We start from the raw sequence: 17,829 nt of genomic DNA on the forward strand, positions 1-17,829 counted from the left end.
GCTTTGATGGACGTACAAGCTTTCTTTGACGGACGACGGAGCCAAGCAAACTCGGCTCTACGGGAGCTAAGTCATTCCCAACACCGGTCGGCGCGGCCCTTCAGGGTCTCGGCACGGGTGCAGGTGCGTTCTTCGATGCGGCCTTCCGCATGCTCGACAAGCTGCTTGCCGGCGGTCCCACCATCGACAAGGTCGAAGGCGTCGTACAGGCGGCCGGTCGCCGTGCGCGCTTCGTAACGCAGGCGCGGACCGTCGAAACGCAGCACCTGGAAGAGCTGGGTGTCCTCGGCGACCGGCCGCATCGTCTTGCGCGCCTCGTCGGACAGCCGGTACTGCTTGGCACCGGTGACGGACACGACGAACACCGGTGTTGGGGCTTCGTTCTTGAGTCGGCCGTAGACATGGTCATGGCCCTGCAGCACGAGATCGACCTTGCGCTTGCGGATCACCGGCAACAGGTGCTCGCGCAGCAGCACGTTGTCGCGCCCTTCGCGCGGGGAAAAGAACGGCTGGTGCGTCATCACGATGCTCCAGCGGCGCGGGCTCGACGCCAGCGCCTGGTCCAGCCACGCCGCCTGCGCCTTCGCCGTGCCCAGGTCGAGCGCCGACGTGCCGTCGATCACCACCACGCGCACGTCCTGGTAATCGAACCAGTAGGTGGTGCGCTTCGCCTGCGCCACGCCATTGCCCGGCAGCGCAAACGTCACCGGCCAGTGCGCACCGAGTACGCGGCGCTCCTGCGGGGTGTCTTCGAATTCCTCGAAGTACTCGTGATTGCCTATTGCCGGCGCGACGACCAGCGAGGTCGGCAGCACCTCATTTGCCTCAAACCACTCACCCCACTCGGTGTCATCTTCGCCGTCGCCGCCGCTGACCAGGTCGCCGGCGAACAACGCCAAGCGTGCATCGGGCGCGGCCCGCATCGCTTCGCGCACGACCCGCGTGGTCAGGCTGACGTTCTTGTTCTGGGTGTCGCCAAAGTAGAGCAGCGTCAGCGACGCCGCTGCGCCGGCCGCTGTACGGGTATGGTGCCAGGCGCTCCAGGTGCGGTCGCCCTGCACGCGCCAGGCGTACAGCGTATCCGGCTGCAGACCGTCCACATCCGCGCGATGGTAGTGGGCCTTGCCGTTCTCGGTTTTTAGCGGCGTGCTCGTGGCGGTCACCCTGCGCGGCTCGCCCATGTCGGGCGAATCGCCGGCGACGACGATCTCGAGCAGCGGCGTAGCGACATCCGCATGCGTGCGCCATGCGACCGAGAACGCGGTGGCGGCGTCCTGCGCCGGCGAGGCCACGATCCGGTCCGGAAAGCCGCTCGGCGCATAGCGCACGACGCCCTTCGGCACGCGCGTGTTCGGCTCGGGCTGGCGTGTCGTCGCCTCCTGCGCGAGCGTCGTCGCGCAGGTCCCCAGCAACAGCACGGCCAGCCCCCACTTCAAGCCCATATCCCCTGCTCGCTTCATTCGGCGCGGCACTCCGGCAGCGACAAGGCCTTGGCGATGTCGCGCCAGTCGAACGCCGCCACCGCCTGATCGTCGTCGACCGCGTAGAACGCACCCTGCGGGAAGCGTGCATCGGCGCTCTGGTCCAGCCATACGCCATCGGTATTCGCGGTCTTGTTGCCGGCGAACGCGCCCTTGTAGGCCAGCGTCGCGCGATCGAACACATGGAACACGCTGCGGTCCTTGAACTGGTCGGTCGCGATCCAGTAACCGGCGTCCCCCTCGCACTGGGCGAGCGCCATGCCCTCGGCCTGCGCCTTGAACAGGTCTGCGCCGATATCGCGGCCGCGGTACGTGCCATCCAGGCCGTACTCGCGCAGGCGCGTGCCGACGGCGACGTCCTCTTCGGCCAGCAGCAGGCGGTCGTTCGCCACATCGCCGAACACGGATTCCGCGATACGGATCGCGCCCGCCTCGCCGGTGTCACCGAACGTGCCAGCAAGCTTGGCTTTCCAGCCACCCTCGGTGCGCTGCAGGAGGTAGCGCTTGAAGCGTTGGCCCAACTCGGCCAGCGGCGGCGGCACGTCCTCGTTCTGCGGCGACATGTAGTTGTCGCTGACGATGACCTCGTACGCGTCCTTCTGCGGGCGCACCCACAGACCGTACGGTTGTTTCAGCTCGTCCGCACCGAACACGAGCAGCGGCTTGAAGTCCGGCAAATGGAACACCTGCACGCGCCGATTGTCGCGCTCGACCACCAGCACCAGGTCGTCGATCACCGCGATACCGTTCGGCCGCTGCATCTGGCCGAGCTCGGTGCCGGGGCCGGACACCGTGCGCAGTGGCTTGCCGGTGCTGCCGTCGTAGACAACCAGGCGGTGCGTGTCCTTGGCGGTGGCGATCAGCCAGCGCGTGCCGTCGGCCGCGCGCCAACTGGCCGGCGAATCGACGTTCTCCGCCGGCGTCGCCGGCGTGATGAAGGCTTCGGGCACCACGACATGGGCGATCTTCGCTTCGCTGAGCAGCGGATCCTTCTCGACGTTCTCGTCCGGCTCCTTCTCCCGTGCCGGCGTTTCCGCCGCTGTGGCAGTTGCGGAGGGCACTTCGGGTTTTCCGCCGCATGCGGCGACCAGCAAAGGAATGGCAAGCAAGGCGAGGCGTGGTTTCACCGGTGTCCCCATGACATGAAGGCGTCAACAAACTGCCATGTTCTACGCAGGCGCCATGACATTTTCGTGTCAGCGCACTGCACGCGGATACCTGTCATCGCGCGGGAACCTGCGTGTCATGTTTCGGCCATGTGACGTGCTTACAAAGTGCCGTTTACTTTCGTCACGGGGACGACACACGATGAAACGCAATGCCTTGGCCGCCTCGCTCGCGCAGGCGCTGTTCTGCGCTGCCCTGCTCCCGGCCAGCCTCGCCGCCACCGCCCAGCACCAGGCACCGGACGCCGGCACCGCCGGCGATCCCAAGCAGCTGGACACCGTGGTGGTGCAGCCGGAGATCACCTACCGCGACCGCACCGACGACATCGCGCCCACCCTGGTCTACGACCTGGAGTACTTCCAGCGCTTCGAGCCGAACACCGTGGGCGACATGCTGAAGCGCGTGCCCGGCGCCGGCTTCGTCGGTTCGGACATCATGGAGTACGACGGCGTGCAGCTGCGCGGCCTCGGCGGCGGCTACACGCAGGTGCTGATCAACGGCAAGAAGGTGCCGGGCGCGGGCGATGACCGCTCGTTCTACGTCGACCGCATTCCGGCCGAGATGGTCGACCACATCGAGATCAAACGCAGCGCCAGCGCCAACCGCAGTGGCGATGCGATGGCCGGCGCGATCAATATCGTGCTGCGCGATGCCTACGAGTTCACCGGCAGCTACATCCGCGTCGGCGTGAACCGCTGGGACGATGGCGAGGTCAACCCGACCTTCGGCGCCGTGACGTCGTTCGAAGCGCTGGGTGGGCGCCTGCTGGCCGGCGTGAACGTACAGGACCGCTATCGCGCCAAGACCAAGCGTTCGGACCGCTTCACCGACAACACGCGCGAAGAGAAGGTCAGCTGGGAAGACCAGACCGAAGTGAAGGACGGCCGCGACTATTCGGCCAATCTTTCCTACACGGCCGATATCGGCGAGAACGGCCGCTTCAGCCTCGATGGCTTCTACGTCAAGACCGATCGCGACGTCACCGAAGTGTCGTTCGAAGAGGAACTGGACGACGACGAGACCATCAACATCCGCGTGCCGGGCCTGGATCCGTACGACCAGAAGAACTACGGCGTGGGCGCCGAGTACCGTTTCGATATGGCCGGCGGCACCACGACGGCGAGCGTGGACTACGCGCGCTTCGAGAACGACCAGGCCACCACCGAGGGCGAAGAGGTCTACGTCAGCGGTGCGGAGAACTGGGACGACACGTGGAGCATCCCGGCGGACGCGGAGTGGGACGGAACCGCCTATGAGGCCGAATCCGTCACCGCCAAGGACGAGGAAACCGGCTTCACGGTCAGCCACGTGCGCCCGGTGGGCGGCGCCGAACTGGAATTCGGCGTGGACTACCGCCGGAAGAAGCGAGAAGGCCTGGTCGTCAGCTACGAATGGGAGGCCGACGATGAAGGCCAGACGCCAGCGTCCCTGGCGGATTACGACCTGGATGGCAGCGTGGCGTCGGTGATCGAAGAGAAACGCCTCGACCCGTACATCATGCTCAGCGGCAAGGGCGAGGCGTTCTCGTGGGAGGCCGGCCTGCGCTACGAGACCACCAAGTCCGAGGTGGAATACCTCGAAGACGATGAGAGCGAAGGACGCGTCAGCAAGGACTACAACGAACTGTTGCCGTCGGTGAACCTGCGCTGGAACCTGGGCGATGCGGACCGCATCAGCCTGTCGCTGGCCAGGACCGTCAAGCGTCCGAACTTCAACGAGTTGCTGCCGGCCCTGCTGGACGGCGAGTTCGGCGACAACGACTACATCGGCAACCCGGAACTGGATCCGGAGACCGCCAATGGCCTGGATCTCGGTTTCGAACACCGCCTGGGTCGCAAGGGCGTGGTCGGCGTGAACTTCTTCTATCGCGACGTCAAGGACCTCATCGAACTCGTCAATACGGGCGAGCCCAGCGAAGAGATGCAGGACACCTGGGAAGAGCTTATCGAGGACGGCGATGCCGTCGACCTGGCCGATGCCATGGCACAGGAACCGGCGGACAGCTTCCTGTACACCTCCGACAACGTCGGCGACGGCAAGGTCTACGGTTTCGAGTTCGACGTGTCCACGCCGCTGTCGGCGATCGGGCTGGAGAACACCGGCATCTTCGCCAACTATTCGTGGGTGAAGTCCAAGGTGGATGATTTCCTGGGCGAGCGCCGCTTCAACGACCAGGCCAAGTCGGTCTACAACATCGGTTTCATCCACGACATCCCGGCCTGGGGCGCGAGCTTCGGCGCGACCTACCGCAAGCAGGGCGACGCCTACACGCGCGTGCTGGGCGAGGAAGCCGTCATCCGCTACGGGGGCGAGCTGGACGTGTTCGTCGAGAAGCGCTTCGGCACGAGCGTGTCGGTGCGCCTGAGCGCCAACAACCTGCTGGATGCCAGCAAGGACGAATTCTTCGGCAAGTTCGACACGTTGCAGGACCAGGTCGACCGCGACTACGACGAGTACGAGCTCGAAAGCGAAGAAGCCGGCCCGAGCTACCAGGTGGTCATGCGCTGGGCGTTCTGATCGTCCCGGCCACCGCATGGCGTACAGGGAGCCGGCGCATGCCGGCTTCCTGCTTTGTGGGGCCCCGGCATTTGATGCAGACTTCCCGCATCTCCCGTCGCCGCGCCCCGCCATGAAGACCGTCGAAGTCCGCCATCCCCTCGTGCAGCACAAGATCGGCCTGCTGCGGAATGCCAGCCTCAACACCAAGGACTTCCGTGAACTGGTGACCGAACTGGGCACGCTGCTGGCTTACGAGGCCACTGCCGACCTCGAGCTGGGCGATGAAACGATGGCCGGCTGGGCCGGCGCGGTGACGGTGAAGAAGATCGCCGGCGCGAAGATCACCCTGGTGCCGATCCTGCGCGCGGGCCTGGGCATGCTGCCCGGTGTGCTGGCGCTAATCCCCACCGCGCGCGTCAGTGTGGTGGGCCTGCAGCGCGACGAGGAAACCCTGCAGCCGGTGCCCTACTTCGAAAAACTGACCGGGCGGCTGGAGGAGCGCGACGCGCTGATCCTGGACCCGATGCTGGCCACCGGCGGCACGCTGATCGCCACCATCGACATGCTCAAGCGCGCCGGCGCGAAGCGGATCAAGGGCATCTTCCTGGTCGCCGCCCCCGAGGGCCTGAAGGCACTGGAAGCTGCGCATCCGGACGTCGAGGTCTATACCGCGGCCATCGACGAACGCCTCAACGACAAGGGCTACATCCTGCCCGGCCTCGGCGACGCCGGCGACCGCATCTTCGGCACGCGGATCGGCTGAAACCCCGCTGTTGTGGGGGCGACGTCAGTCGCGACGACAAGCCGCCGCGTCGCGACTGACGTCGCTCCCACCGCCTTACCCGGTTATGCGGCCAGCGGGCGCGCGTGCAGTTCGGCGACCTCGTGCGCGACGCCGAACTTGCCCTTCTCGTCGCGGGTGACCTGCGCCAGCGCGCAGCCCGGGTCATGGGTGAAGAACAGGTGGACGTTGCGGGCGAGCTTGTCTTCGAGGAAGACGCGCTTTTCGTCGATCAGCAGTTCGGCGTTGCGGTCGTAGCCCATGGTGATGGGCACGTGCACCCACGAACGGCCGGGAATCAGGTCGGCGCAGAACACCACACCGCCGTGCGGCTGGCCGTCGATGCGCTCCGGACCGACGATCTCGGCCAGCATCAGGCCCGGCGTATGGCCATCGCTGAAGCTGAAACGGACTGCATCTCCCAGCGCCTCGGAGTGCTCGCCCGAAACGAGTTCCAACCGCCCACTGGTTTCCAGCAGCGGCTGCAACTCGGGAATGAAGCTGGCGCGGTCGCGCGGGTGCGGTTTCAGCGCGCGCTGCCAGTGATCGGCGCCGACGATGAAGGTCGCGTTCGGGAACAACAATTCCGGTGCGCGTGCCTCCTGCCACGGCGCCAGCAGGCCGCCGGCATGGTCGAAGTGGAGATGGCTGAGCACCACCACGTCGATGTCCTCGTGCGAGAAACCGGCTTCGCGCAGCGAATCGAGCAGCACGTGGCGCTCTTCCTGCACGCCGAAGCGTGCGCGCATCTTCGGTTCGAAGAATGCACCGATGCCGGTTTCGAACAGCACGGTCTTGCCGTTGAGCGGCTGCACCAGCAGCGCGCGGCACGCCAGCTCGATGCGGTTCTCCGCATCGGGCGGCGACCATTTTTCCCACATGGCGCGCGGTGCGTTGCCGAACATCGCGCCGCCATCGAGTTTCTGGGAATTGCCCAGCAGCGACCAGAGTTTCATGGCCCCGATTCTACGCCTGTCAGGGCGAGGCCGCGGTTTCGACCACCTTCGCCGCACCGACGGGATTGCGCGGATCGCTGCCGCCATGCAGCGTGTTGGTGGTCTTGTCCCATTCCACCGTCTGCAGGTTGCCCCAGACGTGGCTGGAACCGCGACCGCCCTGCGCGCTGTAGCCCGCGATCTTGAGGCGATGGCCCATGGCCTCCAGGGTCTGCTGCGTGGCCGGCGTCAACGCGTCGGTCTCCATCTCGATCAGGTCCGGCATCCATTGGTGATGGAAACGCGGCAGCGCGGCGACCGCTTGCGGCTCCAGTCCGGCGTCGTAACCCAGGATGCCCAGCAGGACCATCGTGATGATGCGGCTGCCGCCCGGCGTGCCCAGGATCGCGACCTTGTCCGGCGACTCCATGAACGTCGGCGTCATCGAACTCAGCATGCGCTTGCCCGGCTGCGGCGCGTTGGCGTCGTAGCCCATCACACCGAAGGCATTGGGCGTGCCCGGCTTCAGCGCGAAGTCGTCCATCTCGTTGTTCAGCAGGACACCCGTGCCCGGCGGCACCAGGCCCGAGCCGTACAGCAGGTTGACCGTCTGCGTGCCGGCGACGCGGTTGCCTTCGGCATCGATGATGGAGAAGTGCGTGGTTTCTTCGTCCTCCAACGGCGTCTGCTGGCCGGAGAGCTGGTCGCTGGGCGTCGCCTTCTGCGGATTGATCGTCGCGCGCAGGCCCGCCGCGTAGTACGGGCTGGTCAGCGTCTTCATCGGGATCTGCACGAAATCCGGATCGCCCAGGTAGAAGGTGCGGTCGCGGAACGCGCGGCGCATCGCTTCGACGATCAGGTGCGTGCGCTGCGCGTCGTCGAGCTTGGACAGGTCATAGGCATCGAGGATCTGCAGCATCTGCGTCAGCGCCACGCCACCGGACGAGGGCGGCGGTGCGGTGGTCACCTTCCAGTCGTTGTAGTCGAACGTCAGCGGTTCGCGCTCGCGCACGGTGTAGCTGGCGAGTTCCTTGGCGGTCCACTGCCCGCCTTCAGCCCTCACGCCGGCCAGCAGCCGCTTGGCGGTTTCGCCACGATAGAACCCATCGAAGCCCTGCGCAGCCAGGCGCTCCAGCGTGCGCGCCAGGTCGGGTTGCCTGAAGACATCGCCTTCCTTGATCGGCTGCCCGTTCGCCAGGAAGACCGCGCGCGTGCCCTTGTAGCGCTCCATGACGTCGCGACGCGCCTGATAGCCGCGTGCCATGCGCGCATAGACCGGGAACCCTTCGCGTGCCGTACGGATCGCCGGCGCCAGCGAGGTCTTCAACGGCAACCGGCCGTACTTCGCGGCCAGGTGCACGAACGCGGCAGGCAGGCCGGGAATGCCGGCGGCCCACGGACCGTTCTCGGCACGGTCGCGGTTGAATTCGCCATTCGGCAGCAGGTACTTGTCCTGCGTCGCCGCGGTCGGTGCCGTCTCGCGGGCATCGACGAACACATCCTTGCCGGTCCTGGCGTCATGCAGGAGGAAGAAACCCCCACCGCCTAGCCCGGAGCTGATCGGCTCCACCACCGACAGCGTGGACGACACCGCGATGGCAGCGTCGAAGGCATTGCCGCCCTGGGCGATGACGTCCAGCCCCGCCTGCGTGGCCAGCGCGTGCGCACTGGCGATGGCGGTACCGGGAGGATGGGCAGGCGGTGTGCGTGCAGCATCGGCGGCCCACGCGGCGGGCGCGAAGGCGACAACGAACAGCAAGGCGAAAAGACGGCGTTGGATCACGATCGCTCCTGTTGCGGAAACCGGCACGAAGCGATGGCGCGGAGGCGATGCTCAGCCGGCCTGCAGCCGCAGCATCTTCGCCAGCAAGTCTTCGTGGGTCTCAGGATACGCCGGATCGGGATCGATGCACTCGACGGGGCACACGACGACACATTGCGGTTCGTCATGATGGCCGACGCATTCGGTGCAGCGCGCCGGATCGATCACGTAGATCGTCTCGCCCATCGAGATGGCCTGGTTGGGACAGGCCGGCTCGCAGACATCACAGTTGACGCAGAGCTCGTTGATCTTGAGTGACATGCAGGATTGCCATCATCCCGGCGTGCGCCGGGATGACCTTTCCGCAAAGGCGTGGCCGCCATGGGCGGCCACGCGCGGAAAGGTCACTTGGCTTCGACGAACACGAACTCGGCACCGCTCGGTGCCACCGCGGCCTTCACGCGTTCGCTGTCCTCGGTCTTGCCGATGAACAGGATGCGCACGCCCTTGAACGTATCGGCCTGCACGCCTTCGAACGCGGCGACGGCCAGATCGGCGATCTTGACGCTGGAGGGCGAACCGAAGGCGACCAGGTTGCCGCTGGTGACGCCACGCGCCACGGCGCCCTTGGCCTGCTCCAGCTGGCGGCCGTACTTGGCCTCGAACTCCGGATCGGTCTCTGCGGGCAGGTAGTACACGTACGGCGTGTTGGTGATCGTGCCCATGTTGGCGTCGACGACCTTGCTCAGGTACTCCTTCCACGGACCGTCTTCGGTCGTGGTCGGCGCGACCAGGGCGACTTCGGCCGGCTCGGCCGGGGCTTCATCCTGCTTCTTGCACGCCGCGAACGGCAGCACGAGGCAGGCGGTGAGCAGCACGCGGGTTGCGATGTTCTTCATGGGTCTTCCCCCTCCTGTTGGATCTGTTGTCGGAATACGGGCGCTCAGGCGCCCTTGTTGGACTGCCATTGTGCCTTGAGCGCGGCGACCACCGCCGGCGGCACGAAACCGGACACGTCGCCGCCCAGCCGCGCGATCTCGCGTACCAGCGACGAGGAAATGAAGCCGTACTGCTCCGCGGGCGTCAGGAACAGCGTTTCCACCTCGGGAATCAGGTGGCGGTTCATGCTGGCCAGCTGGAACTCGTACTCGAAGTCGGACACGGCGCGCAGGCCGCGCAGCAGCACGCCGCCGCCCACATCCTTCACGAAGTGCGCCAGCAGGCCGTCGAAACCGCGCACTTCCACATGCGGGTGCTTGGCCACGGCGTCGCGCGCCAGTTCCACGCGCTGCGCCAGCGGCAGCGCCGGGCCCTTGCCGGGGCTCTCGGCCACGCCGATGATCACCCGCTCGAACAGCGGCGCGGCCCGATCGATCAGGTCGATATGGCCATTGGTGATCGGGTCGAACGTACCGGGATACACGGCCGTCCGGGTGCGTGCCACAGTCATGCAGTCGTCGCCGGCGAATCGTCGGGGCGCAGTGTACCAGTGGCCTGCGCCCCGGGGGCGCGGTAGAGGGCGTAGCGCACGTCACGGGTCTGGCCTTCGCGGTGCAGGACCCAGTCCGAGGGAACCGGGGGTGCGTGGCCTGCCGGGGACTCCACGTAGACCCACGCGTCCACCGCAAGGCGCGGCGCCAGCGCTGCCAGCGCGCCCTCCCACAGGCCGTCGGCGAAGGGCGGATCGAGGAACACCACGTCGAACCGTCCCTGCTGGCCCGCAAGCCAGCCCAGCGCCTCCTGCGCGACCACCGTGGCCTCGGCCCCCAGACGGTTCGCCGCCTCGCGCAGGGAGGCAGCCAGGCCGGGGTCGCGTTCGACCAGGGTCGCATGCGCCGCGCCACGCGACAGCGCTTCCAGCCCCAACGCGCCGGTACCGGCGAACAGGTCCAGTACCCGCGCGCCCGACACCACCGGCAGCAGCCAGTTGAACAGCGTCTCGCGCACGCGGTCGCTGCTGGGGCGAAGGCCGGGACGGTCCGGCACCGCCAGCTTCGTGCCCCGCCAGCGACCGCCGATGATCCGCACCTGGCCGGCTCCGCGCGAGGCGGATGCGGGGGCTGGAGGGGAGCGGTGGGGGCTGCGGGACATCGGCACGACGGTGATGGGAGGTCCCGCATGATACGTCCCCCGCGCGGGGCGCACGGTTGAGAAAGCCGGACCCGGCCCATACACCGGGAGCCATCGGCCGCCGCCTGCGGCCTGCCTACCGATCCACGGAGTAACGCCACGATGACCACCGAAACCCGCAAGGAAACACTGGGCTTCCAGGCCGAAGTGAAGCAGCTGTTGCAGCTGATGATCCACTCGCTGTACTCGAACAAGGAGATCTTCCTGCGCGAGCTGGTCTCCAACGCCGCCGACGCCGCCGACAAGCTGCGCTTCGAGGCGCTGAAAGAGCCGGGCCTGCTCGGGGAGGACCCCACGCTGCGCATCCGGATCGGCTTCGACGCCGATGCCCGCACGGTGACCATCGACGACAACGGCATCGGCATGAGCCGCGAGGAGGCCATCGCCCACCTCGGCACGATCGCCAAGTCCGGCACCGGCGAATTCCTGCGTGCACTGAGCGGCGACCAGAAGAAGGACGCGAACCTGATCGGCCAGTTCGGCGTGGGCTTCTACAGCGCCTTCATCGTGGCCGACCGCGTGGATGTGTTCAGCCGCCGCGCCGGCCTGCCGGCGAGCGAGGGCGTGCACTGGTCCAGCGGCGGCGAGGGCGACTTCGAGGTGGCCACCGTCGACAAGCCCGAGCGCGGCACCCGCATCGTGCTGCACCTGAAGGACGGCGAGGAAGGCTTCGCCGACGGCTGGAAGTTGCGCGGCATCATCAAGAAGTATTCCGATCACGTCGGCCTGCCGATCGAGATGCCGAAGGAGCACCACGGCGAGGACACGCCCGCCACGCCCGAATGGGAGGCCGTCAATAAGGCCAGCGCGCTGTGGACGCGTCCCAAGTCAGAGATCAAGGATGAGGAGTACACCGAGTTCTACAAGCACATCGCGCACGACTTCACCGCGCCGGTGGCGTGGAGCCACAACAAGGTGGAAGGCAAGCTGGAATACACCTCGCTGCTGTACGTGCCCGGCCGCGCGCCATTCGACCTCTACCATCGCGACGGCGCCAAGGGCCTGAAGCTGTACGTGCAGCGCGTCTTCATCATGGACCAGGCCGAGCAGTTCCTGCCGCTGTACCTGCGCTTCCTGCGCGGCGTGGTGGACTCGTCGGACCTCTCGCTCAACGTCTCGCGCGAGATTCTGCAATCGGGTCCGGTGGTGGATTCGATGCGCTCGGCGCTGACCAAGCGCGCGCTGGACATGCTGGAGAAGCTGGCCAAGGACAAGCCGGACGACTACAAGGCGTTCTGGACGAACTTCGGCCAGGTGCTGAAGGAAGGCCCGGCCGAGGACTATGCCAACCGCGAGAAGATCGCCGGTCTGCTGCGTTTCGCTTCCACGCACGAGGCCTCGGGCGAGCCCGTCGTCTCGCTGGCGGACTACGTCGGCCGGATGAAGGAAGGCCAGGACAAGCTGTACTACCTCACCGGCGAGTCGTACGCACAGATCAAGGACAGCCCGCACCTGGAAATCTTCCGCAAGAAGGGCATCGAGGTGCTGTTGCTCACCGACCGCATCGACGAGTGGCTGATGGGCTACCTGACGGAGTTCGACGGCAAGTCGTTCGCCGATGTCGCCCGCGGCGATCTCGACCTCGGCGCACTGGACAGCGAGGACGAGAAGAAGGCGCAGGAGGAAAGCGCCAGGGCCAAGGAGGCCTTGACCGCCCGCATCAAGACGGTGCTGGGCCTGGACGTGGCGGATGTGCGTGTCTCGCACCGCCTGACCGATTCCCCCGCCATCCTGGCCATGGGCCAGGGCGACCTGGGTGTGCAGATGCGCCAGTTGCTGGAAGCCAGCGGCCAGCAGGTACCGGAAAGCAAGCCGGTGTTCGAGTTCAACCCCGAACATCCGCTGATCGCGCGACTGGATGCGGAGACCGATGCGAACCGCTTCAACAGCCTGACCCGCGTGCTGTTCGACCAGGCCGCCCTGGCCGCCGGCGAAAGCCTCAAGGACCCGGCCGGCTACGTGAAGCGGCTCAATGCGTTGCTGCTGGAACTGTCGGCGTAAACGTAGCCCGGGTAGAGCCGAAGGCGAAACCCGGGATCACGCGATCCCGTCCCCGGGTCGAAACTTCGCGGACACGGCGCTGGGTGTCACCGCGCTGTATCTGGGCTGCGCTGATCACGGACACGGCCCCGGGTTTCGCTGCGCTCTACCCGGGCTACGCTGCTGATCACGGACAAATCCCCGGGTTTCGCTGCGCTCTACCCGGGCTACGCCCTGACGTCCAGCAGGCTGCCCAGGGTCTGGTCGGCCGTCTTCAGCACGAACAGGTTGGCGTCGGCCATCGCCTTGTAGGTCAGCATCGCGACCACGTCTTCGAGCGGGGCGGCGGGATCGACAGGCGCCTCGACCACGCGCGCGGACACGCCGCCGGGCTCGGCCGACAGCGCCACGCTCTGCCGCGCCGCGTCCGGCGTGGCCAGGTTGGCGATGTTGTGCGCCGCCGCCTGCATGCCGAGCGAGGCGGCGCGCAGGCCCGAGGTGGCGATGCCGGCGATGGGGCTCATGCGATGACTCCGCAGGGTATCCAGCCTCGATATCGGCCACTCCCGGCCACACTTTAACCCTGCGTCCACGGCTGGCCGACGGACGGGTGTTAGCATGGCGCCCTCTTCGAGATACCCCCTGAAATGATCGGTTTTTTCCGCCGCAAGAAGCCCCAGGACGGCCCCGACGCCGCCCCGCCCCGCCCCAGCACCGAAGACCTCGCCGCCGCGTTTCCGCGGGGTCCGGGCGAGCCGCCCGCCGATGCGGCCGGGCCAGAAGCAGCGGCAGCGGCGACGCCCGAGCCGCCCGCTGCATCGGCCCCGACCGAGCCTGACACCCTGCCCGCGGCGCCCGCCGGCAAGTCCGGCTGGCGCGATCGCCTGCGCCGCACCAGCGCCGCGCTCGGCTTGGCCGGCCTGTTCACGCGCAACCCGCGCCTGGACGACGACCTGCTGGACGAGATCGAAACCGCGTTGCTGACCGCCGACGTGGGCGTGCCCGCCACCACGGCGATCATCGAAGACCTGCGCAAGCGCATGAAGGAACGCGAGTTCGCCGATGCGCAGGCGCTGCTGAAGGCGCTGCGCGAGGATCTGATCGCGTTGATCACGCCGGTGGCGAAGCCGTTGGTGATCGATGCCGCGCGCAAGCCCTTCGTCGTGCTGACGGTGGGCGTCAACGGCGTGGGCAAGACGACCACCATCGGCAAGCTCGCGCGCCGCTTCAAGCAGGACGGCCACAGCCTGATGCTGGCCGCCGGCGACACGTTCCGCGCCGCCGCCGTGGCGCAACTGCAGACGTGGGGCGAACGCAACGGCGTACCCGTGGTCGCGCAGGGCCAGGATGCGGATGCGGCCTCGGTCGCGTTCGATGCGCTGCAATCGGCCAAGTCGCGCGGCTTCGACGTGCTGATTGCCGACACCGCCGGCCGCCTGCACACCCAGACCGGTCTGATGAACGAGTTGGGCAAGATCCGCCGCGTGCTCGGCAAGATCGACGACAGCGCACCGCACGAGGTGCTGATGGTCATCGACGGCACCACCGGGCAGAACGCGCTTTCGCAGCTGCGCCAGTTCCATGCCGCCGTTGGCGTCACCGGCCTGGTGGTCACCAAGTTGGACGGCACGGCCAAGGGCGGCGTGGTGTTCGCGTTGGCGCGCGAGTTCGGCATCCCGATCCGCTACGCCGGCATCGGCGAGCGCGTGGAAGACTTGCGCGTGTTCGATGCGGAAGCTTTCGTCGACGCGCTGCTGCCGGAAGCGCTGGGTGGTGGCTGACATCGGCCTGCCTTTTGTGGGAGCGACGTCAGTCGCGATGACGCCATCGCGGTGGTCGATCGCGACTGACGTCGCTCCCACGGAACGCGGCATGTGAGCGCCGACTCCTTCGCCTCCCGCCTGCTGGCGTGGTTCGACCGACACGGCCGCCATGACCTGCCCTGGCAGCATCCGCGCACGCCGTATCGCGTATGGCTGTCGGAAATCATGCTGCAGCAGACGCAGGTGGCCACGGTCATCCCGTACTTCCTGCGCTTCATCGACCGTTTCCCCACCCTGCCCGACCTCGCCGCGGCCTCCACCGACGACGTGATGGCGCACTGGGCCGGCCTGGGGTACTACGCCCGCGCCCGCAACCTGCATGCCGCGGCGAAAGCCTGCGTTGCCGAGCACGGCGGCGATCTGCCACGGGATTTCGATGCGCTGCACGCGCTGCCCGGCATCGGCCGCAGTACCGCCGGCGCGATCCTGGCGCAGGCCTGGAACGACCGCTTCCCGATCCTCGACGGCAACGTCAAGCGCGTGCTGACGCGCGTCCACGGCATCGCGGGCTGGCCTGCGCTTCCCGTCGTGGAGAAGCAACTGTGGGCGCTGGCAGACGACCACCTGCGCGAGGTACCCGACGGCCGCCTGGCCGACTACACGCAGGCGCAAATGGATTTCGGCGCGACGCTGTGCACGCGGGCGAAGCCGGCCTGTGCCGTATGCCCGCTGCAGGACGACTGCGTCGCGCGTCGCGAGGGTCTCACCGGCGTGCTGCCCACACCGAAGCCGTCGAAACAGCTGCCCGAGCGCGAAGCCACCGCGCTGTGGCTGGAAAATCCGGCCGGCGACGTCCTGCTGCAACGGCGCCCGGAGACCGGCATCTGGGCCTCGCTGTGGACACTGCCGCAGGCGGAGACCGATGCGGGCATGCGCGACTGGTTCGCGCGCGAGATGAAAGGCGATTACGACGCGGCCGAAGCGCTGCCGCTCGTCGTGCACACCTTCAGCCACTACCGCCTGCACCTGCAGCCGCTGCGGCTGCGCAAGGTCGCCCTGCGCGACGCGGTGCGCGACAATGACACGCTGCGCTGGGTCGCGCGTGGCGAACTGGCCACGCTGGGCCTGCCGGCGCCGATCCGCAAACTGCTAGGGAATTGACCGATGGCCCGCACCGTCTTCTGCCAGTACGAACACCGCGAAACGGAAGGCCTCGATTTCGTGCCTTATCCGGGCGAGCTGGGCAAGCGCATCTTCGCGAACGTGGGCAAGCCCGCGTGGGCCGCCTGGCTGGCGCACCAAACCATGCTGATCAACGAGAACCGGTTGTCGCCGCGCGACCCCAAGCACCGCGCGTTCCTGGAAGCGGAACTGGAGAAATTCCTGTTCGGCGGCGGCGCGGACAAGCCGGCGGGCTACGTGCCCACGCCGTAACCCTCGGCTGGCTCAGGCCTTCGCTTCGCGCTCCACCGCCGATGCCTCGCGCAGTTCCTTCTCGCTGGCACGCAGCGCTTTCACGTCCAGCGGACGGATGGTCTCGATGCGGCAGGGAATCTTGATGCTCGACGTGCCGGCGCCCAGCGGCAGCACGTCGTCGAAGCGCGCCGACACGCGGTTGCCGAACTGGGTGATGCGGATGGCCGTGGCGTACTCCAGGTCCTGGCAGCGCCCGCTCAGTTCCAGCAGGTAGGCCTCGCTGGGCCGGGTCCAGACGGCCAGCGCCGCGTCGCCGATCGGTGCCCAGCCATTCAGATGGCCGAGATAGCGGAAATCCTTGACCGGTTCGCCCGCATGATCGCGGTAGAGGGCCAGTTTCTCGGCCGTGCTGAGCTTGCCGGTGGCGCAGCCCGCCAGCAAGGTGGCGGCCAGCAGGGTCAGGGGGATCAGGCGTTTCATGGTCGGAGTCCTGTCGTTCCGGGGGACGGGCCCTCGATAACGCCGATGATGCGCCCGTGGCGGACAGGCCGCGCACGCCCGCCCGCGACGCGTTCAGCCCGGATCCGGCTTGCCTTCCCCTGCAGCGATCCGTATCATCTGCGGCCTTCGCACCGGCTCAGCCGTACCGCGACAAACCATGGCCGGGTAGCTCAGTTGGTAGAGCAAGGGATTGAAAATCCCTGTGTCGGGGGTTCGATTCCCTCCCCGGCCACCATGTGAAACGTAAGCCCCGCAATGCTTTATGGCACTGCGGGGCTTTTCGTTTGAGGAGCACGTCCTCTCTGGGGTAACACCGGGGTAACTCATGAGCATGCTTCGTGCCGCAATCGCGATCTACTTGATGGTGGTGTCCGGACCGCTAGCTGCTCAGCTTGCAAACAGCGGAGAGGAAGCGACCCCCATGCTTCGCGCAGACGCAATTGCCTACCGAACTTGCCTAGAAGACGCAGTTGCGTCGTACGCGGGAAAGGCATCATCCGCAAATGAGGCGATCACTGCCGCAGGCTCGAAGTGCAAGGCAAGCAGGAGACAGCTTGTCGAGTCTGCGGCGGCAGAGAAGTTGGCGCATGATGCCCTAGCAGGCAAAGACCTCAACGAACGAACCGCCAAACTACAAGCCCACCAATTCGTGAACTCGGCAGATAGGGCATTTCGCGCTGACCTAGTACGAATCTATCTCGAAGCAAAAAGGTAGTCATCGCACCGGCTCAGGGCTTTCTATCTGATCGCTAGGTATCGATAGTCCGATAGCGCCCATCTGGTCTACGATCTCATCTCGGATGCTGCGTATTGCCATCCGCAAGCCATTGTCATTCACGGCATATGAGAACGTGTCCATCGCTGCCAGTAGCAAAGTGTCAGCCAAGATTGAATGAACCATCACTTCCTGCGTGACGAAGGAAGCCGCCCAGTTTCCGAGCGTGTCTCGCCGGTTTATCTGAGGCATGTCCCCGTGTGTGAACTTGTGAAACGGGCCTTGACTCGAGGCGATCTGCCTAATTTTCGGCCCAATCCTTGGGAGCTTAGCGCAGTGGGCCCACATGGACTTGGCTGACGGCAGATAGACCATGTCTGCCTCGAGCTCTTCTGCTGTTCGTTTGCTTTCCAAGTGCAGTAGATAGAGCGCGGACAAGGCTCCCTCCATCTGCAACCTGATCTGTGAAGCGGCGGCAGCGTAGTGTTTTCCGCGCAAAGCCATGAGCTGGGCGCTGTGTAGTTCAGCGACATAATCTGCCGCCTTCGCAGCGAGGCGGTCTCTAGGATCCCCCAATTTCTTTATGTCATATCTGGCGAGCACGGCAGAGCATGTGGCCGCACAGCGCTCAGACCACGACAGACGAGCTTCAAGCGCACGCATTGTCCGATCCTTCGCGCTCCCCACGTTATGCAGAAT

17 protein-coding genes and 1 tRNA gene are annotated in these 17,829 nt (G+C 66.6%); 7 read left to right on the top strand and 11 right to left on the bottom strand.

Annotation, left to right across the window (positions count from 1 at the left end; all coding sequences use genetic code 11):
- Positions 1-71 precede the first annotated feature (71 nt).
- Together AC23D6_RS14075 and AC23D6_RS14080 are read right to left on the bottom strand one after the other, a co-directional pair.
- Complete coding sequence (locus AC23D6_RS14075; protein WP_487752644.1) at positions 72-1,442, bottom strand: purple acid phosphatase family protein; 1,371 nt, start codon at positions 1,440-1,442, stop codon at positions 72-74.
- Between the two features lie 14 nt (positions 1,443-1,456).
- Positions 1,457-2,620, bottom strand: a complete 1,164-nt coding sequence (locus AC23D6_RS14080) for a phytase (protein WP_487749860.1) — start codon at positions 2,618-2,620, stop codon at positions 1,457-1,459.
- 169 nt (positions 2,621-2,789) lie between these two features.
- On the opposite strand from AC23D6_RS14080, the gene AC23D6_RS14085 reads away from it, so the two are divergent.
- Positions 2,790-5,165 (top strand): TonB-dependent receptor plug domain-containing protein, encoded by a 2,376-nt coding sequence (locus AC23D6_RS14085; protein WP_487749861.1) that lies wholly within the window; start codon positions 2,790-2,792, stop codon positions 5,163-5,165.
- A gap of 112 nt (positions 5,166-5,277) precedes the next feature.
- On the top strand, positions 5,278-5,910 hold the full coding sequence (gene upp, locus AC23D6_RS14090) for a uracil phosphoribosyltransferase (RefSeq protein ID WP_093300383.1): 633 nt from the start codon (positions 5,278-5,280) through the stop codon (positions 5,908-5,910).
- Between the two features lie 83 nt (positions 5,911-5,993).
- Here the strand turns inward: upp and AC23D6_RS14095 are convergent, their stop codons facing one another.
- The 6 genes from AC23D6_RS14095 to rsmD form a co-directional block, all read right to left on the bottom strand.
- Positions 5,994-6,884: an MBL fold metallo-hydrolase gene (locus AC23D6_RS14095; protein WP_487749862.1), complete on the bottom strand. Its 891-nt coding sequence runs from the start codon at positions 6,882-6,884 to the stop codon at positions 5,994-5,996.
- Positions 6,885-6,903: 19 nt separating this feature from the next.
- A complete protein-coding gene (gene ggt / locus AC23D6_RS14100) occupies positions 6,904-8,622 on the bottom strand; it encodes a gamma-glutamyltransferase (RefSeq protein WP_487752645.1) in 1,719 nt (572 codons plus the stop codon).
- Positions 8,623-8,697: 75 nt separating this feature from the next.
- The gene (locus AC23D6_RS14105) at positions 8,698-8,946 is read right to left on the bottom strand and encodes a YfhL family 4Fe-4S dicluster ferredoxin (RefSeq protein ID WP_093300390.1); all 249 of its coding nucleotides are present in this window, start codon (positions 8,944-8,946) and stop codon (positions 8,698-8,700) included.
- A gap of 83 nt (positions 8,947-9,029) precedes the next feature.
- A complete protein-coding gene (locus AC23D6_RS14110; protein WP_487749863.1) occupies positions 9,030-9,524 on the bottom strand; it encodes a hypothetical protein in 495 nt (164 codons plus the stop codon).
- A 44-nt stretch (positions 9,525-9,568) separates the two neighbouring features.
- Entirely contained in the window at positions 9,569-10,075 is a 507-nt protein-coding gene (gene coaD, locus AC23D6_RS14115; RefSeq protein ID WP_487749864.1) for a pantetheine-phosphate adenylyltransferase, read from the bottom strand.
- Positions 10,072-10,716: a 16S rRNA (guanine(966)-N(2))-methyltransferase RsmD gene (gene rsmD, locus AC23D6_RS14120; protein ID WP_487749865.1), complete on the bottom strand. Its 645-nt coding sequence runs from the start codon at positions 10,714-10,716 to the stop codon at positions 10,072-10,074. Before rsmD ends, coaD begins: the two co-directional genes overlap by 4 nt.
- A gap of 141 nt (positions 10,717-10,857) precedes the next feature.
- On the opposite strand from rsmD, the gene htpG reads away from it, so the two are divergent.
- Positions 10,858-12,756, top strand: a complete 1,899-nt coding sequence (gene htpG, locus AC23D6_RS14125) for a molecular chaperone HtpG (RefSeq protein ID WP_487749866.1) — start codon at positions 10,858-10,860, stop codon at positions 12,754-12,756.
- Positions 12,757-12,962: 206 nt separating this feature from the next.
- Here the strand turns inward: htpG and AC23D6_RS14130 are convergent, their stop codons facing one another.
- Positions 12,963-13,259 (bottom strand): hypothetical protein, encoded by a 297-nt coding sequence (locus AC23D6_RS14130; protein WP_487749867.1) that lies wholly within the window; start codon positions 13,257-13,259, stop codon positions 12,963-12,965.
- A gap of 123 nt (positions 13,260-13,382) precedes the next feature.
- Here AC23D6_RS14130 and ftsY point away from each other — a divergent pair, with 123 nt between their 5' ends.
- The 3 genes from ftsY to AC23D6_RS14145 all read left to right on the top strand — a co-directional run bounded on the left by ftsY (position 13,383) and on the right by AC23D6_RS14145 (position 15,932).
- Positions 13,383-14,516 carry a signal recognition particle-docking protein FtsY gene (gene ftsY, locus AC23D6_RS14135; protein WP_487749868.1) on the top strand — a complete coding sequence of 378 codons (1,134 nt, stop codon included), beginning with the start codon at positions 13,383-13,385 and terminating at the stop codon, positions 14,514-14,516.
- 93 nt (positions 14,517-14,609) lie between these two features.
- Positions 14,610-15,659, top strand: coding sequence for an A/G-specific adenine glycosylase (gene mutY / locus AC23D6_RS14140; protein ID WP_487749869.1), 1,050 nt, complete (start codon positions 14,610-14,612; stop codon positions 15,657-15,659).
- A 3-nt stretch (positions 15,660-15,662) separates the two neighbouring features.
- On the top strand, positions 15,663-15,932 hold the full coding sequence (locus AC23D6_RS14145) for an oxidative damage protection protein (RefSeq protein WP_056878239.1): 270 nt from the start codon (positions 15,663-15,665) through the stop codon (positions 15,930-15,932).
- A 12-nt stretch (positions 15,933-15,944) separates the two neighbouring features.
- Here AC23D6_RS14145 and AC23D6_RS14150 read toward each other — a convergent pair whose 3' ends face one another.
- Positions 15,945-16,394 (bottom strand): DUF6491 family protein, encoded by a 450-nt coding sequence (locus AC23D6_RS14150; RefSeq protein WP_487749870.1) that lies wholly within the window; start codon positions 16,392-16,394, stop codon positions 15,945-15,947.
- 180 nt (positions 16,395-16,574) lie between these two features.
- On the opposite strand from AC23D6_RS14150, the gene AC23D6_RS14155 reads away from it, so the two are divergent.
- Positions 16,575-16,650 (top strand) — tRNA-Phe (locus AC23D6_RS14155).
- A gap of 480 nt (positions 16,651-17,130) precedes the next feature.
- Here AC23D6_RS14155 and AC23D6_RS14160 read toward each other — a convergent pair.
- Complete coding sequence (locus tag AC23D6_RS14160; RefSeq protein ID WP_487749871.1) at positions 17,131-17,793, bottom strand: hypothetical protein; 663 nt, start codon at positions 17,791-17,793, stop codon at positions 17,131-17,133.
- Between the last annotated feature and the right edge of the window lie 36 nt (positions 17,794-17,829).

It is taken from the genome of Pseudoxanthomonas sp. G3, from assembly GCF_057654715.1.

Coding starts and splice junctions, on each gene's coding strand:
- AC23D6_RS14075 (WP_487752644.1), bottom strand. CDS start 1,442: ATGGGCTTGAAGTGGGGGCTGGCCGTGCTGTTGCTGGGGACCTGCGCG.
- AC23D6_RS14080 (WP_487749860.1), bottom strand. CDS start 2,620: ATGGGGACACCGGTGAAACCACGCCTCGCCTTGCTTGCCATTCCTTTG.
- AC23D6_RS14085 (WP_487749861.1), top strand. CDS start 2,790: ATGAAACGCAATGCCTTGGCCGCCTCGCTCGCGCAGGCGCTGTTCTGC.
- upp (WP_093300383.1), top strand. CDS start 5,278: ATGAAGACCGTCGAAGTCCGCCATCCCCTCGTGCAGCACAAGATCGGC.
- AC23D6_RS14095 (WP_487749862.1), bottom strand. CDS start 6,884: ATGAAACTCTGGTCGCTGCTGGGCAATTCCCAGAAACTCGATGGCGGC.
- AC23D6_RS14105 (WP_093300390.1), bottom strand. CDS start 8,946: ATGTCACTCAAGATCAACGAGCTCTGCGTCAACTGTGATGTCTGCGAG.
- AC23D6_RS14110 (WP_487749863.1), bottom strand. CDS start 9,524: ATGAAGAACATCGCAACCCGCGTGCTGCTCACCGCCTGCCTCGTGCTG.
- coaD (WP_487749864.1), bottom strand. CDS start 10,075: ATGACTGTGGCACGCACCCGGACGGCCGTGTATCCCGGTACGTTCGAC.
- rsmD (WP_487749865.1), bottom strand. CDS start 10,716: ATGTCCCGCAGCCCCCACCGCTCCCCTCCAGCCCCCGCATCCGCCTCG.
- htpG (WP_487749866.1), top strand. CDS start 10,858: ATGACCACCGAAACCCGCAAGGAAACACTGGGCTTCCAGGCCGAAGTG.
- AC23D6_RS14130 (WP_487749867.1), bottom strand. CDS start 13,259: ATGAGCCCCATCGCCGGCATCGCCACCTCGGGCCTGCGCGCCGCCTCG.
- ftsY (WP_487749868.1), top strand. CDS start 13,383: ATGATCGGTTTTTTCCGCCGCAAGAAGCCCCAGGACGGCCCCGACGCC.
- AC23D6_RS14145 (WP_056878239.1), top strand. CDS start 15,663: ATGGCCCGCACCGTCTTCTGCCAGTACGAACACCGCGAAACGGAAGGC.
- AC23D6_RS14150 (WP_487749870.1), bottom strand. CDS start 16,394: ATGAAACGCCTGATCCCCCTGACCCTGCTGGCCGCCACCTTGCTGGCG.
- AC23D6_RS14160 (WP_487749871.1), bottom strand. CDS start 17,793: ATGCGTGCGCTTGAAGCTCGTCTGTCGTGGTCTGAGCGCTGTGCGGCC.